Origin of the sequence: Immundisolibacter sp. (assembly GCF_050250495.1) — a bacterium.
GTDB lineage: Bacteria > Pseudomonadota > Gammaproteobacteria > Immundisolibacterales > Immundisolibacteraceae > Immundisolibacter.
Window position 1 is genome coordinate 36,053 of the sequence record NZ_JBFWOM010000019.1, and the last position, 14,719, is coordinate 50,771.

Annotated in this window: 11 protein-coding genes, 1 pseudogene and 1 riboswitch; of the genes and pseudogenes, 8 read left to right on the forward strand and 4 right to left on the reverse strand. The window is 70.8% G+C overall.

Translation table 11 applies throughout. The features are described from left to right. Nucleotide 1 precedes the first annotated feature (1 nt). On the forward strand, nt 2-817 hold the full coding sequence (gene ppsR, locus AB7F93_RS11625) for a posphoenolpyruvate synthetase regulatory kinase/phosphorylase PpsR (RefSeq protein WP_428303075.1): 816 nt from the start codon (nt 2-4) through the stop codon (nt 815-817). Nucleotides 818-842: 25 nt separating this feature from the next. Here ppsR and AB7F93_RS11630 read toward each other — a convergent pair whose 3' ends face one another. The 4 genes from AB7F93_RS11630 to glgC form a co-directional block, all read right to left on the reverse strand. Continuing rightward, entirely contained in the window at nt 843-1,967 is a 1,125-nt protein-coding gene (locus AB7F93_RS11630; protein WP_428303076.1) for an HDOD domain-containing protein, read from the reverse strand. 139 nt (nt 1,968-2,106) lie between these two features. Beyond that, nucleotides 2,107-2,817, reverse strand: a complete 711-nt coding sequence (locus tag AB7F93_RS11635; RefSeq protein WP_428303077.1) for a glycoside hydrolase family protein — start codon at nt 2,815-2,817, stop codon at nt 2,107-2,109. 41 nt (nt 2,818-2,858) lie between these two features. Further along, complete coding sequence (malQ, locus tag AB7F93_RS11640) at nt 2,859-4,289, reverse strand: 4-alpha-glucanotransferase (RefSeq protein WP_428303078.1); 1,431 nt, start codon at nt 4,287-4,289, stop codon at nt 2,859-2,861. Then, a complete protein-coding gene (glgC, locus tag AB7F93_RS11645) occupies nt 4,279-5,550 on the reverse strand; it encodes a glucose-1-phosphate adenylyltransferase (RefSeq protein ID WP_428303079.1) in 1,272 nt (423 codons plus the stop codon). Before glgC ends, malQ begins: the two co-directional genes overlap by 11 nt. A gap of 85 nt (nt 5,551-5,635) precedes the next feature. Here glgC and glgB point away from each other — a divergent pair, with 85 nt between their 5' ends. From glgB to AB7F93_RS11680, 7 genes and pseudogenes are all read left to right on the forward strand, one after another. Further along, nucleotides 5,636-7,801, forward strand: a complete 2,166-nt coding sequence (gene glgB / locus AB7F93_RS11650) for a 1,4-alpha-glucan branching protein GlgB (protein WP_428303080.1) — start codon at nt 5,636-5,638, stop codon at nt 7,799-7,801. A gap of 5 nt (nt 7,802-7,806) precedes the next feature. Beyond that, nucleotides 7,807-9,261 (forward strand): glycogen synthase GlgA, encoded by a 1,455-nt coding sequence (gene glgA, locus AB7F93_RS11655; protein WP_428303084.1) that lies wholly within the window; start codon nt 7,807-7,809, stop codon nt 9,259-9,261. 21 nt (nt 9,262-9,282) lie between these two features. Next, nucleotides 9,283-9,499, forward strand: a riboswitch (cobalamin riboswitch). 126 nt (nt 9,500-9,625) lie between these two features. After that, entirely contained in the window at nt 9,626-11,479 is a 1,854-nt protein-coding gene (gene btuB / locus AB7F93_RS11660) for a TonB-dependent vitamin B12 receptor (protein ID WP_428303081.1), read from the forward strand. A gap of 90 nt (nt 11,480-11,569) precedes the next feature. Then, nucleotides 11,570-12,148: a hypothetical protein gene (locus AB7F93_RS11665; protein ID WP_428303082.1), complete on the forward strand. Its 579-nt coding sequence runs from the start codon at nt 11,570-11,572 to the stop codon at nt 12,146-12,148. 117 nt (nt 12,149-12,265) lie between these two features. Then, complete coding sequence (locus AB7F93_RS11670) at nt 12,266-13,528, forward strand: cobyrinate a,c-diamide synthase (protein WP_428303085.1); 1,263 nt, start codon at nt 12,266-12,268, stop codon at nt 13,526-13,528. Next, nucleotides 13,525-14,328 (forward strand): ABC transporter substrate-binding protein, encoded by an 804-nt coding sequence (locus AB7F93_RS11675; RefSeq protein WP_428303083.1) that lies wholly within the window; start codon nt 13,525-13,527, stop codon nt 14,326-14,328. The genes AB7F93_RS11670 and AB7F93_RS11675 overlap by 4 nt, the downstream gene beginning before the upstream one ends. After that, nucleotides 14,325-14,719, forward strand: a pseudogene (locus tag AB7F93_RS11680) (hypothetical protein); the annotation flags it as partial. The gene AB7F93_RS11675 and the pseudogene AB7F93_RS11680, both read left to right, overlap by 4 nt.

Below are 14,719 nucleotides of genomic sequence, written 5' to 3' on the forward strand. Positions count from 1 at the left end.
CATGAACCGGATGGTCTTTTTCATTTCCGACCAGACGGGCCTCACCGTGCAGCGGCTGGGTGAGGCGCTGCTGGCGCATTTCCCGGACACCGGCATCGACCGCGTGGACATCCCGTTCATCGACACCGAGGCCAAGGCCAGGCAGGTGGTCGACCGCATCGACACCGCCACGCGCCTGGGTCTCGCCCCGGTGGTGCTGTGCAGCATCGACGACGCCGCCGTGCGCGCCATCATCCGCCGCTCCGGCGTGCTGTGCCTGGACGTGCTGGAGGCCTTCATCGCGCCGCTGGAGCAGGCGTTTGGCGTGCCCGCCTCGCACAACACCGACCAGGCGCAGGGCGCGCCCGAGTCGACCGAGTACGAGGAGCGCATCGAGGCCATCAACTTCACGCTGGCCCACGACGACGGCGTCGACGGCAAGCACCTGGCCGATGCCGACATCGTGCTGATCGGCGTGTCGCGCTCCGGCAAGACGCCGACCAGCCTGTACCTCAGCCTGCAATTCGGCATCCGGGCGGCGAACTTCCCGCTCACCGAGGACGACCTCGAAAACCAGACCCTGCCGAAGTCGCTCACGCCGCACCGCAGCAAGCTGTTCGGGCTCAGCATCGACCCGATACGCGTGCACCGGATTCGCGAGGAGCGCCGCCCCGGCAGCCGCTACGCGTCGCTCGCGCAGTGCCAGTTCGAGGCCCGCCAGGCGCTGCGCCTGTACCAGCGCCTGAACATCCCGCACCTGGATTCGACCCACAAGTCGATCGAGGAAATCTCGACCACCATCATTCAGCAGTTCGGCCTGAAGCGGCGCTTTTTCTGATTCGCTCGGTGGGGTCAGGCCCGCATCAACGCCGGGCGACCAGGCCCGCAAGACGGCGCTCCACCGCAGGCTCGGCCAGCGCCAGCAACGGATCGGGCAAGTTGATGGCGGCAAGGTACCGCGGCAGGTAGTGCGCCTCGGCGCGCTCCATCAAGGCACCTAGCGCGGCCGTCAGGTCGAAATCGACCTGACGGGACAGCGCCTGAGCCAGGCGGGTCGAGAAATACCCCACCGTCACGCCAAGGCGCTGCTCGTCGTCCAGCGGGCCGCCGACCAGCGGCGCAAGGCTGCCCCGCAACACCTCGCCAATCGCCCGCGGCAGGCCCCACACCTGCGCCAGGTGCGTGCCGGCCATGGCGGCGTTGAAACCCAGCGCCTGCTGCGTCTGGTCCACCAGCACCGACAGGTCCGGATCGGCGTTGTACAGCGCGGCCAACTCGGGCTGGTGCAGCACCAGCGCCACGTCCCCCAGGCGAAACAGCAGCGCCTGTGTCGACAACACGGACGGTGAGGGCCAGCCAAAGCGCTGCGCGAGCGCCTGGGCAATGCCGCTCGCGAGATAACTGTCGCGCCACAGACCCTGATAGATGCGCTCCGCGGCGAGATTGCGCGTGTCGACCGGAATGGCCATGGCGTGATGCGTGGCCACGTCCCGCACCAGATTGGCGCCAAGGTAGGTAATGGCGTGCTGCACGCTGGTGATTTCCCGCGCCAGGCCGAACTGCGCCGAGTTGACCGTGCGCAGCAGCAGCGCCGCGGTGGCGGGGTCGGTGCTGACCACGCGCGCCACCTCCACCGGATCGTCGCCCGCCTGCAGCAGTTGCAGCATCACGCTGCGCGGGCGCGGGATGGAATCGGCGAGCGCCGTCAGCGCCAGCGCCACCTGAGGCGTCAGCGTGTCGTCGTTGAGGAGCTGTACCTCCGGGGGCGGCGCCGCGCTGTGCCCAACCGATGCGTCGGGCTGCCCGTCTGGGGAAATACCGGTCGGCGGCGGGCTGAACTCGGCACTCGCCCGATGCGCCGTTCTGTCCACCCGGACGGGCACGGCGTGACGGGCGGCGCTGTGGGACGGCGCCCGCCGTCGCCCGGCAAGCCACCACAGCACGCCAAGCCCGGCCAGGACGACGACAACGATCGCGAAAAACGCCACCCGAAACTCCCGATGAATGCCCCCCCGCCCCCTCGACAGGCGGGGGCAGATTGATCGCATTAACGACCGGCGCGCCCCGGAACCTTAGCCCCTGGGCAGGGGCGGACATCGCGGATCGTCGGGCGTGGACGGTTGTCCGTCAGGTGCCAACAAACGCCGCTGACACGAACCCGTCGATGGCGCCGTCGCCCTCCAGATCCACCGCCAGCCAGCCGTTGATTTCCCGCTCCACGAACAGTGCAGTGCCGCACGGCAGCACGCGCAGCACGGCGTGCTCCAGCCCGGGCCCACTGCGCAGACGCAGGCCGTCGCGGGCAAGCACCCGACTAGCCACGCGGGTGTCATCGGTCTGCACGTGCTGCGGCATGTCGGTACTGGCGCGGAACGGGTCGTCGACGCTGCCTTGCAGCCACAGATCGCCCTCGGCGGCGCGGCGGCGCACCAGGCCCGGCAGCGAAACCTTGCGCCCGCTGCCGGGATGGGTCGCCTTGTCCCAGCGCGCAAGTTCGCTCGGCACGCACTCGTAGTCGCCCTGGTTCAGCCGCCGACGCAGCGTACTGGTGCGCAGCGCATCGCCACCGGCATTGAAGGCAAAGCTCACCAGCGCCGCGAACTGGCAGTCCGTCAGCGGCACGCCGATCAACCGCTCCACCTCCGCGCCGCACGCGGCCAGATCGTCCTTCAGCAGCTGTTCCGCCTGCTTCTGGCTGATGCGTTGGCCGGGCTGGACGTCCCCGGTGTGGCCGTAGCCGATGGTCCACACGCCGGCCGGGCAGCGATACGCGTCGGTGCGCAGCCCCTCGAACGTGCGCACCAGATCGAGACCGGCTTCGGTGACAGGACGTGACATGACCTAACTCCCCGCAGCGACAAACACCGCTGCGGATCAAATCATGAACGTCCGTACAAAGCCACCAGCGCGCGCAGGCGCTGCGCGACGTCCGCCGTGAGTTGCCCGGGCGCGAGGCGCCAGGCCCAGTTGCCCTCGACGGTGCCCGGCGTGTTCATGCGCGCGGCGCCGTCAAGACCGAGCACATCCTGCACCGGCAGCACGGCAAGCGTGGCCACCGAGGCCAGCGCCGCGCGGACCAGCGGCCGGGGCATCGCCTCGCCGGGCTGGCCGAGGTAGTCGAGCAGGCGCTCGCGCGTCGCCGCCGGCGCGCCCGCGAACCAGCCGAGCGTGGTGTCGTTGTCGTGGGTGCCGGTGTAAACCACGTCATCGCGGGCGTGGTGGTGCGGCAAGTGGGGGTTGCTGGCGTCGCCATCGAAGGCGAATTGCAGCACCACCATGCCCGGCAGGCCGAACCGCCGGCGCAGTGCCTCGACCCCGGGCGTGATGATGCCGAGGTTCTCGGCCACCAGGGCAAGATCCGGGAAGGCCTGCGTGATCGCACCCAGCAACGCCGCGCCGGGCACCGGCTGCCAGGCACCGCTGACCGCGGTGGACTGATCGGCCGGGATCATCCACACCGCATCGAGCCCGCGGAAATGGTCGATGCGCAGCCGGTCGAAGCGCTGCGCCTGGGTGGCGATGCGCGCCCGCCACCAGGCGAAGTCCTGCGCCTGGTGCCAGTCCCAGCGGTAGTGCGGGTTGCCCCAGCGCTGGCCGTCGGCGGCGAAATAGTCCGGCGGCACGCCGGCCACGAAGGTGGGCTGCCCCGCCTCGTCCAGCACAAAGGCCTGCGGCGCCGCCCACACGTCGGCGCTGTCGTGGGCCACGAACAGCGGCAGGTCGCCGAACAGCTGCACGCCGTGCGCGTGGGCATAGGCCCGCAGCTCGCGCCACTGCGCCGCGAACGCGTACTGCTCGAAGCACGCCTGGGCGATGGCCGCCGCGTGGCGGCGCCGGGCGGTGGCAAGCGCGCGCCGGTCGCGCTGGCGCTCGCCGGCTGGCCAGTCGATCCAGGCCCGCGCGCCGTGCGCGGCCTTCAGCGCGCTGTAGAGCGCAAAGTCGGCCAGCCAGTGCGCCTCGCGGTCCATGAACTCGCCAAAATCTGCCGCCGGCTGCGCGGCGAAGGCGGCCCCCGCTGCACGCAGGTGTTCGTCCCGCGTGCGCGACGGGTCGATGCTGGCAAGCCAGCCACGGTCGCGCAGCCAGTCGAGGCTGATCAGCGCACGGCTGCCGGCGTGGCTGGAACTCGACTGGTACGGACTGCCGCCGTCGCCGGTCGGGCCGACCGGCAGCATCTGCCACTCGCGGCAGCCGGCGGCGGCCAGGAATTCGACAAAGCGGTAGGCCTCGTGGCCCAGGTCGCCTTGTGGGAACGGTCCGGGCAGCGAGCTTGGATGCAGCAGCAGACCGGCCCGGCGGTCAGCGGGCATGGTGCAGCGCCTGGCCCAGCATCTCCGGAATGACCAGCGTCACGCCGCCCGGCGTCACGCTGAAACGCTGCGCATCGGCGGCGGGGTCGTAGCCGATCTCGGTACCGGGCGGGATGATGCAGCCGCGCTCGATGATGGCGCGCCGGATTCGGCAGCCCTCGCCGATCTGCACCTGCGGCAACACCACGCAGTCGTCGAGCTCGGCGCCGGCCTCGACGCGCACGTTGGTGAACAGCAGCGAGCGGCGCACCGAGCCACCGGACACGATGCAGCCGCCGGACACCACCGAGTCGACCGCCATGCCGCGCCGGCCGTCGTCGTCGAACACGAACTTCGCCGGTGGCACCTGCTCCTGGAGGGTCCAGATCGGCCACTCGGTGTCGTACAGGTTCAGCTCCGGCGTCACCGACACCAGATCCATGTTGGCCGCGTAGTAGGCATCCAGCGTGCCCACGTCGCGCCAGTACGCCTGCCCGCCGGTCTGCGTGTCGACAAAGGGATAGGCGAACGCGCGGTAGCGCTCGATCAGGCCCGGGATCACGTCGCGGCCGAAGTCGTGCTGCGAGCCCGGCGTGTCGGCGTCCTTGTACAGCTGCTCGAACAGGAACGCCGTGTTGAACACGTAAATGCCCATCGAGCACAGCGCCACGTCGCTGCGGCCGGGCATGGGCGGCGGCTCGGCCGGCTTCTCGACGAAGCTGCGCACGCGCAGGTCGTCGTCCACCGCCATCACGCCAAAGCCGCGGGCGTCGGCCACCGGCACCTCGAAGCAGCCGACGGTGACATCGGCCTGCCGGGTGACGTGCGCCGCCAGCATCGGCCCGTAATCCATCTTGTAGATGTGATCGCCGGCCAGGATCAGCACGTACTCGGGCTTGTGCGCGGCGATGATGTCGAGGTTCTGCCACACCGCGTCCGCGGTGCCGGCGTACCAGGACGTCTCCAGGCGCTGCTGGGCCGGCAGCAGCTCCACGAACTCGCCGAACTGGCCGCTCAGGTGCCCCCAGCCGCGTTGGATGTGCAGGATCAGCGAGTGCGCCTTGTACTGCGTGAGCACGCCGATGCGCCGGATGCCGGAGTTCACGCAGTTGGAGAGCGGAAAATCGACGATGCGGAACTTGCCGCCGAACGGCACCGCCGGCTTGGCCCGCCACAGCGTGAGTTGCTCCAGCCGGCTGCCGCGCCCGCCGGCCAGCACCAGGGCCAGCGTGTCGCGCGTGAGCTCGCTGATGAAGCGCTCGGGCCGGCTGGCACCGTTCATGCGATCGATCCTCCAATGTGCGTCAAGGGCGGGCGGTGGGCGATTGATACCATTTCCAGCGGCCGCGACAACCGAGTCGGATTGAGTGAACGCAACAAGCATTCCAGAAGTCCCCGCCGACGATCTGCGGCGCCTGCAGGCAGGTCGCCTGCACGATCCGTTTCGCCTGCTGGGCCGCCACGGGCCGCGCCTGCGCGTGCTGTGCCCGGGCGCCGCGACGGTTGGCCTCGAATCCCTGCCCGAACTGCCGCTGCGCCGCCTGCCGGGCAGCGACGTGTTCGAGGCCATTTTGGACACGCAGCCGCTACCGGCCCATTACACGCTGCGCTGGTCGGACGCCGCGGGCCAGGAACACCGCGCCGTCGACCCGTACAGCTTCGCGCCGCTGCTGTCGGACTTTGACCTGCAGCTGTTCGGGCAGGGCCGGCACTGGCACCCGCAGAACTTCCTGGGCGCGCATGTGCGTCAGGTGGACGGCGTGGAAGGCGTGCTGTTCGCCGTGTGGGCGCCGAACGCCGACGGGGTGTCGGTGGTCGGTGACTGGAACGGCTGGGACGGGCGCTGGCATCCGATGCGAAATCGGGGCGACAGCGGCGTGTGGGAGCTGTTCATCCCGGGCGTCGTGGCCGGGGCGCGGTACAAGTTCGAGCTGCGCACGGCGCAGGGCCTGCTGCTGAAGGCCGATCCCTGCGCCCGCGCGGCCGAGCTGCGCCCGGCCACCGCAAGCCGCGTGGCGGCGGCAAGTCATTACGCCTGGGGCGATCAGGCCTGGCTCGATCGGCGCGCCGCCGGCAACTGGCACCGCCAGCCGATCAGCATCTACGAGCTGCACATCGGCTCCTGGCGCCGGGCGCCGGATGGTGGCTTCCTGAGTTACGCCGACATCGCCGACCAGCTGGTGCCGTACGTGGCGGATCTGGGCTTCACGCACGTCGAGCTGCTGCCGGTAACGGAGCACCCGTTCGACGCCTCCTGGGGCTATCAGTGCACCGGCTATTTCGCGCCGACCGCCCGCCACGGCGACCCGGACGGCCTGCGCCTGCTGATCGACCGCCTGCACCAGGCCGGCATCGGCGTGATTCTGGACTGGGTGCCGGCGCACTTTCCGCGCGATGAACACGCGCTCGCCCGCTTCGACGGCACGGCGCTGTACGAGCACGAGGACCCGCGCCTGGGCGAGCACCCGGACTGGGGCACGCTGGTGTTCAACTTCGGCCGCGCCGAGGTGAAGAGCTTTTTGATCGGCTCGGCGCTGCATTGGGTCGAGGCCTTTCATGTGGACGGCCTGCGCGTGGACGCGGTTGCCTCCATGCTGTACCTGGACTACTCGCGCGAGCCCGGGCAGTGGCTGCCCAACCGCCACGGCGGCAACGAGAACCTGGAGGCGGTCGAGTTCCTGCGCGAGGCGTGCGGCGTGGTGCAGGGCCAGCACCCGGGCGCGCTGATGATCGCCGAGGAGTCCACCGCCTGGCCGCAGGTGACGCGCCCGCCGTGGACCGGCGGGCTCGGCTTTGCGCTCAAGTGGAACATGGGCTGGATGCACGACACGCTGGACTTCGTCAGCCACGACCCGGTGCATCGCCAGTACCACCACGACCGGCTCACCTTCGGCATGCTGTACGCGTATACGGAAAACTTCGTGCTGCCGCTGAGCCACGACGAGGTCGTCCACGGCAAGCGTGCGCTGCTGTCCAAGATGCCCGGCGACACCTGGCAGCAGTTCGCGAACCTGCGCCTGCTGTACGTCTACCAGTTCACCTTCCCCGGCAAGAAGCTGCTGTTCATGGGCAGCGAGTTCGGTCAGTGGACCGAGTGGAACCACGACCGCGCCATTGACTGGCCGCTGCTGGACTTTGACACCCACCGCGGCGTGCACGCCCTGCTGCGCGACGTGGCGCGCCTGTACCGAGACCACCCGGCGCTGCACGCGCACGACTTCGACCCGCAGGGTTTCGAGTGGGTGGACTGCCACGACTCAGGCCAGTCGGTAGTGAGCTACCTGCGCCACGGCGGCGGGCGCAGCGTGCTGGTGGTGCTTAACTTCACGCCGGTGCCTCGGCACGGCTACCGGCTCGGCGTACCCCGTCCCGGCTGGTACGGCGAGCGGCTCAACTCGGACAGCACGTTCTACGGCGGCAGCGATGTCGCCAACGGCGGCGCGCAGGCCGAACCGGTGCCCTGGATGGGTCGGCCGTGGTCCGTCACGCTCACCCTGCCGCCGCTCGGCGCGCTGGTGCTGGAGCTGCCGTGAAGCGACTGCGGGTGCTGCTGGCGGCAAGCGAGGCCTGGCCGCTCGTCAAGACGGGCGGGCTCGGCGACGTGGTGGGCGCCCTGCCAGGCGCGCTGCGCGGCCTCGGCGTCGATGCGCGCCTGGTGTTGCCGGCCTACCCCGCCGCGCGGGCGGCGCTGGCGAACGCGGAACCTGTGGCCCGCTCGGCGCTGTACGGCGCCGACATGACCTTGCTGCGCGGCGACCTGCCGACCGGCGGGCGGCGCCGGCTGCCGGTATACCTGATCGCGACCGACGCCTTCGAGCGCCCCGGCAACCCCTACCACGACGCCGACAACGTGGACTGGCCGGACAACCCGGCTCGCTTCGCGCTGTTCTGCCGCGCCGCGGCGGCGCTGGCGCTGGGCCATCTCGCACCGGACTGGTGCGCCGATGTGGTGCACGCGCACGATTGGCAGGCCGGCCTGTTGCCGGCCTTCCTCAGCCTGCACCCGCGCCGGCCGGGCACCGTGTTCACCATCCACAACCTCGCCTATCAGGGACTGGTGGACGGCGACGCCGCGGCCGGGCTCGGACTTCCCGCCGCGTGGTGGCAGATGGACGGGCTGGAGTTCTTCGGCCAGCTGGCGCTGATCAAGGGCGGGCTCGCGTTCGCCGACCGCCTCACCACCGTGAGCCCGCGCTACGCGCAGGAGATCCAGACTCCCGCCTTCGGCTGCGGCCTCGACGGCCTGCTGCGGCACCGTGCGGACGTGCTGTCCGGCATCCTGAACGGCATCGACACCGCTCAGTGGAACCCGGCGACCGACCCTGCCCTGCTCGGCCGCTACGACGCCGAGCACTTCGACGCCAAGGCCGCCAACAAGGCCGCCCTGCAACGGGAACTCGGGCTGGCGGTCCGCCCGCAGGCGCTGTTGGTCGGCCTGGTCAGCCGGCTGGTGCAGCAGAAGGGCATCGACCTGCTGCTCGATGCCCTGCCGCGGCTGCCGGACGGCGTACAGCTTGCCGTGCTCGGCAGCGGCGATGCGGCCTTCGTCGCCGCGCTGCGCGCGGCGGCGGGTGCGCAGCCCGGGCGAATCGCGTTCGTCGCCGGCTACGACGAACCGCTTGCGCACCGCATCCAGGCCGGCGCGGACGCGTTTCTGGTGCCCTCACGTTTCGAGCCGTGCGGGCTCACGCAGTTCTACGCGCTGCGCTACGGCACGGTGCCCATCGTGACCGCCGTCGGCGGACTGTTCGACACCGTGACCGACGCCACCCCCGCCCATCTCGCCGACGGCAGCGCGACCGGCATCGTGTGCAGTGCGCCGTCGAGCGCGGCGCTGCTGGCCGCCATCGTCCGCACCCATACGCTCTATCAGGACGACCGGCCGTGGCGGCAGCTGCAACGCACCGGCATGGCGAAGGATCATTCCTGGGCGAGCAGCGCGCAGGCTTACGCGACGCTGTACCGGGATCTGCTCGACCGCTCCCGCAATTGACGCCGCCGGCCGGCGACGCCTACCATCCGCGCCGCTTCTGGTGTCCCCGAGGGCGTTCGCCCAGGGGATGAAACGGGAAGCCGGTGCGTTCACCCGAACCATTCCGGCACTGCCCCCGCAACGGTAAGCGAGTCAAGCTGCGGCCTCACGCCACTGTGCCCTCGGGCACGGGAAGGCGCCGCAGCCGGGTTCACGCCCACTCGCAAGTCCGGAGACCGGCCCGAAGCACTTTGGTCGGCATTGCGGTGGGCGATGCGCCGGGAGGGTGTGCCGCCCCGCGGCCCGCCGTGCCGCGCCGTTTTCCCTGCTTGCCGGTGACTTCACCACAGCTCTCACGCGGGTGAGCGCGAGCAGGAGTATCCCGATGACGCACGCAGGCAAGACCGGTCTTTTGGCCGGACTGTCGTTTCTTTCCGTCGCCGCCGTCCCGGCGGCCGAAGACCCACCGCTCACCATCAACATCACCGCGAACCGCGCGCCGCAGTCGAACGTCGACACGCTGGCGTCGGTGACGGTGATCGACCGCGCCGCCATCGAGCGCCGGCAGGCGCGCTCGGTACCGGACGCGCTGCGCGGCGTGCCGGGGCTGTCGTTCAGCAACAATGGAGGGCGTGGCAAGGTGGCGTCGGCCTTCCTGCGCGGCACCGAGGCCGACCACGTGCTGGTGCTGGTGGACGGCATCCGCATCGGCTCGGTCACGCTCGGCCAGTCGGCGTTCCAGGACATTCCGATTGATCTTGTGGAACGCATCGAGGTCGTGCGCGGCCCGCGCTCCAGCCTGTACGGGGCGGATGCCGTCGGCGGCGTGATCCAGATCTTCACCAAAAAGGGCGGCGGACCGCTCACGCCTCGCCTGAGCGTGGGCGGCGGCAGCCACGCCACGCAGGACTACAGCGCCGGGCTGTCCGGTGGCGGCGAGCGGGGCTGGTACAACCTCGGCGCCAGCCACTCCGAAACGCAGGGCTTCAACGCCTGCGACCCGCGCTCGGCAACGCTGTTTGCCGGTTGCTTCGTCGACGAGCCGGACGACGACGCCTACCGCAACACCGGCGTCTCCGCGCGCGCCGGGTCCCGGCTCACGGACGCACTGAGCGGCGAGCTGCATTACCTGCGTGGCGCCGGCGACAACGAATACGACGGCAGCATCTTTTCCGGCAACAGCACCGACTTCGTGCAGGACGTGGTGGGCGCCCGGGTCGACTGGCAGGCGCTGCCAGGCTGGCGCATGAGCCTGTCCGGCGGACGCAACCGGGACCTGAGCGACAACTACTTCGAGGGCGTGTTCAACGACACCTTCGACTCCGAGCGCTGGAGCGCCACCTGGCAGAACGACATTGCGCTGTCCGCCGGCCAGCGCCTGACGCTCGGCGCCGACTGGCTCGACGACCGCGTGTCGGCCACCACGCCGTACGAACAGGACTCGCGCGACAACGTGGCCGGCTTTGCGCAGTACCAGGGTCGCTACGGTGAGCACGACCTGACGCTCGCCGCCCGCCGCGACAGCAACCAGCAATACGGCGGCTACACCACGGGCTCGGTCGCCTGGGGCTACCGCATTGCGCCGGACCTGCGCGTGATGGCGTCCTGGGGCAGCGCGTTCAAGGCGCCGACCTTCAACGAGCTGTATTTCCCGTTTTTCGGCAACCCGAACCTCGAACCCGAGGAATCGGACAGCTTCGAACTTGGCCTTGCCGGCCTGCACGCGGGCGTCGACTGGTCGCTGAACGCCTACCAGACGCAGATCGACCAGATGATCACCTTCGACTCGGTGATCTTCGCGCCCGCCAATATCGCCAAGGCGCGCATCCGCGGGCTCGAAGCGGTCGCCGGGATGCAGGTTGCCGGCTGGGATCTATCCGCCAACCTGACCGCGCTCGACCCCGAAAACCGCGGCCACGGCGCCGACCGCGGCAACCAGTTGCCACGCCGCGCCAAGCTGATGGGGCGCATCGACGCCGACCGCGCCATCGGCCGCTGGCGGCTTGGCGCGAGCCTGTACGGCGAGGGCGAGCGCTACGACGATCTCGCCAACAATGCGCCGATGGGCGGTTTCGTGACAGCGGACCTGCGCCTCGCCTGGGCGCTCGATCGCGCCTGGACGGTCGAGGGCAAGCTCGCCAATCTGTTCGACAAGAACTACGAGACGGCGCGGCTGTTCGACGAGGACGGCCGCAACGTGCTGCTCACCGTGCGCTACGCGCCGCCCGCGGCGCGCTGAATGCCGCCTTCCGCCCGCTTGCGCTTCATAATGGGCCGCCCGTTCCGTCGGACGGCCCAACCTCAAGTCCACGCCAAGAGCCGCTCATCCATGAACAAACTGCCCGTGTCCCGCCCGCTGCCGGTCGGCCTTGCGCTCGCCGCGCTGATGCTTGCGACGCGCAGCCACCATTTCGCGAGCCCGCTGCACCTGCCGGATGCGTCGTGGGCGGTGTTCTTCCTGGCCGGCGCGCTGCTCCCCGGCTGGCGACCACTCGCCGCGCTGCTGGGGCTTGCCGCCGCCGTGGATTTCCTCGCTATCGCGTTTGGCGGCGTCAGCGCGTTCTGCGTCAGCCCGGCGTACGCGGCGTTGATTCCGGCCTATGGCGCGCTGTTCGCCGCCGGACGCCTCTACACGCGCTGGCACCGGCCTGCGGTGTCGAGCCTTGTGCCGTTCGCAACCACAGCCCTCGCCGGCACGCTGGCCTGCGAGCTGCTGTCGAGCGGCGCGTTCTACGTGTTCTCCGGCCGCTTTGCGGAGCTGAGCCTCGCCACGTTCGGCGCGCGCCTGGTGCAGTACCTGCCGCTGTCGGTCGAAGGGACGGCGCTCTACCTCGGTGCGGCGGCCATCGTGTATGCGGTGATCGCGGCGCTGCCGGGCCGGCACGGCAGCATCGCCGCGCGCCCGTAACGCGGCGAGCGGACCCGCAATCACGGTGTCGCAACAGGGGCGCCGCTCCCGCACGCGATTCCTGATGGGAGGCCCGCCCCCGGGCCGAATAATCGGGTGAACCGCCCCTGTCCCGCTTTGCTGGTGGCGGCCATCGCCTCCGGACAGGGCAAGACCACCGTCACCGCCGCACTCGCCCGCCGCCACCGCAACGCCGGCCGGCGGGTGCGGGTGTTCAAGTGCGGGCCGGATTTTCTGGACCCGCAGATCCTCGAAGCCGCCAGCGGCGCGCCGGTCGAGACCCTCGATCTTTGGATGTGCGGCGCGGACGATGGCGCCCGGCGACTCGCCGCCGCCGCGCACGATGCCGACCTGATCCTGGTCGAGGGCGTGATGGGCCTGCACGACGGCACGCCGTCTAGCGCCGACGTGGCGCTCGCGTTCAAGCTGCCGGTGCTGGCGGTGATCGACGCCGCTGCCATGGCGCAGACCTTCGGCGCGCTGGCGCTGGGGCTGGCAAGCTACCGGCCGGGCCTGCGGCTCGCCGGCGTGCTCGCGAACAACGTCGGCAGCGCCCATCACGCCGAACTGCTCAGGGTCAGCCTGCCGGATGGCATCGCCTGGTACGGCGCGCTCGCGCGGGAAGCCGCAGCCAGCCTGCCGGAGCGGCATCTGGGCTTGATTCAGGCGGCCGAAATCGCCGATCTCGACGCCCGACTGGACCGCCTTGCCGCGGCGCTGCCGGCGGCGGCGGACACACTGCCGCCGGCGGTGGCGTTCGCCGCTCCAGACGCTGCGCCCCTGCCCCGCCTGCTCGACGGCGTCCGCATCGCCGTGGCGCGCGACGCGGCGTTCGGTTTCATCTATCCGGCAAACCTCGACACGCTGGCGGAACTCGGCGCGGATGTTGCGCTTTTCTCGCCGCTCGCCGGCGAGCCGGTGCCGGACGCCGACGCTCTGTGGCTTCCGGGCGGCTATCCCGAACTGCACGCCGAACGGCTCGCGCATAACCGCCAGTTGTTCGACTCCCTGCGCGCCCACCACGCCGCCGGGCGACCCATCCTGGCGGAATGCGGCGGCATGATGGTGCTGTTCGACACGCTCACCGACAGCGCCGGCACGGCGCACCGCATGGCGGGTCTGCTGCCGGGCGGCGCGGTGATGCAGGCGCGCCTGGCTGCGCTCGGCGGGCAACGGCTCGCGCTGCCGGAAGGCACATTGCGGGGACACACGTTTCACTACTCGCGCCTCGACACGCCGCTCACGCCGGCGCTGCATGCCAGCACCCCGGACGGGCGTCCCGGCGAGGCCGTCTATCGAATCGGGCGTCTCACCGCGAGCTACGTGCACGCCTACTTTCCAAGCAACCCCGGCGCCCTTGCGGCGCTGCTCGCGCCATGAGCGGCCGCACGCCCCGGCGCATCGTGTGCCTCACCGAGGAGACCTGCGAGACGCTGTATCGGCTCGGCGAGCAGGACCGTATCGTCGGCATCAGCGGCTTTACCGTGCGTCCGGCCCGGGCGCGGCGGGAAAAACCCAAGGTGGCCGCCTTCACCAGCGCCAGGATCGACAAGATCCTCGCGCTGGAACCGGACCTGGTGCTCGGCTTCAGCGATCTTCAGGCGGACATCGCCGCCGCGCTCATCCGCGCGGGGCTTGCCGTGCACGTGTTCAACCAGCGCACGGTGGCCGGCATCCTCGCCATGATCGAGACGGTGGGCGCGCTCGTTGGCGTGCCGGACAAGGCCGCCGCCCTGGTCGCGGAACTCGAAGCCGGCATGGCGGCCGTCGCGCAGGCCGCCGCCCGGCTGCCGCGCCGGCCACGCGTGTACTTCGAGGAATGGGACGAGCCGCTGATCAGCGGCATCGGCTGGGTGTCGGAGCTGATCGCGCTCGCCGGCGGCGAGGAGTGCTTCCCCGAACTCGCCGGCCGCGCCGCGGCGCGCGAGCGGGTGATCGCCGATCCCGCCGAGGTGGTTCGGCGCGCACCAGACCTCGTCATCGGCTCCTGGTGCGGCAAGCGCTTTCGGGCGGATAGCCTCGCCGCCCGGCCGGGCTGGGATGCCATGCCGGCCGTGCGCCGCGGGCAGGTGTTCGAGATCAAGTCCTGCGACATCCTGCAGCCGGGCCCGGCGGCGCTGACCGACGGCCTCGGGCAACTGCACGCGCGCATCGCCGCCTGCGCGGCCCTGCCAGCATGAAACGCTGGCTGCTGCTCGTCGCGCTGCTGGCGCTCGCCTGGCAGTGGTGGCCGCTGCCGGTACCGGCGGTGCAGGGCCCGCCGCCGCCAGTGGCCACCCCGGACGACGACCTCGTCGCGCCCGTGCAGCGCGATCTCCAGGACGGGCCGCGTTTCGTGATCGACGGCATCGCCGCGCGGGCGCTGGCCGAGTACACCGCGTACGCGCGGGTGCTGTCCACGGAGCGCTATCGCCTCGGCCGCACGGCGTCGCTGGCACCGCTCGACTTCGCGCTCGGCTGGGGCCGCATGACGGACGCGGCGGTCGTCGATCGCCTCGACATCCACCAGGGCGGGCGCTGGTACTACTGGCGCTACCAGGGCGCGCCGCCGCTGCCGGAAGACGAAATCGT

Excerpts from the sequence above, each read along its gene's own strand:
- ppsR (WP_428303075.1), top strand. The coding sequence starts at position 2 with ATGAACCGGATGGTCTTTTTCATTTCCGACCAGACGGGCCTCACCGTG.
- AB7F93_RS11635 (WP_428303077.1), bottom strand. The coding sequence starts at position 2,817 with ATGTCACGTCCTGTCACCGAAGCCGGTCTCGATCTGGTGCGCACGTTC.
- malQ (WP_428303078.1), bottom strand. The coding sequence starts at position 4,289 with ATGCCCGCTGACCGCCGGGCCGGTCTGCTGCTGCATCCAAGCTCGCTG.
- glgC (WP_428303079.1), bottom strand. The coding sequence starts at position 5,550 with ATGAACGGTGCCAGCCGGCCCGAGCGCTTCATCAGCGAGCTCACGCGC.
- btuB (WP_428303081.1), top strand. The coding sequence starts at position 9,626 with ATGACGCACGCAGGCAAGACCGGTCTTTTGGCCGGACTGTCGTTTCTT.
- AB7F93_RS11665 (WP_428303082.1), top strand. The coding sequence starts at position 11,570 with ATGAACAAACTGCCCGTGTCCCGCCCGCTGCCGGTCGGCCTTGCGCTC.
- AB7F93_RS11675 (WP_428303083.1), top strand. The coding sequence starts at position 13,525 with ATGAGCGGCCGCACGCCCCGGCGCATCGTGTGCCTCACCGAGGAGACC.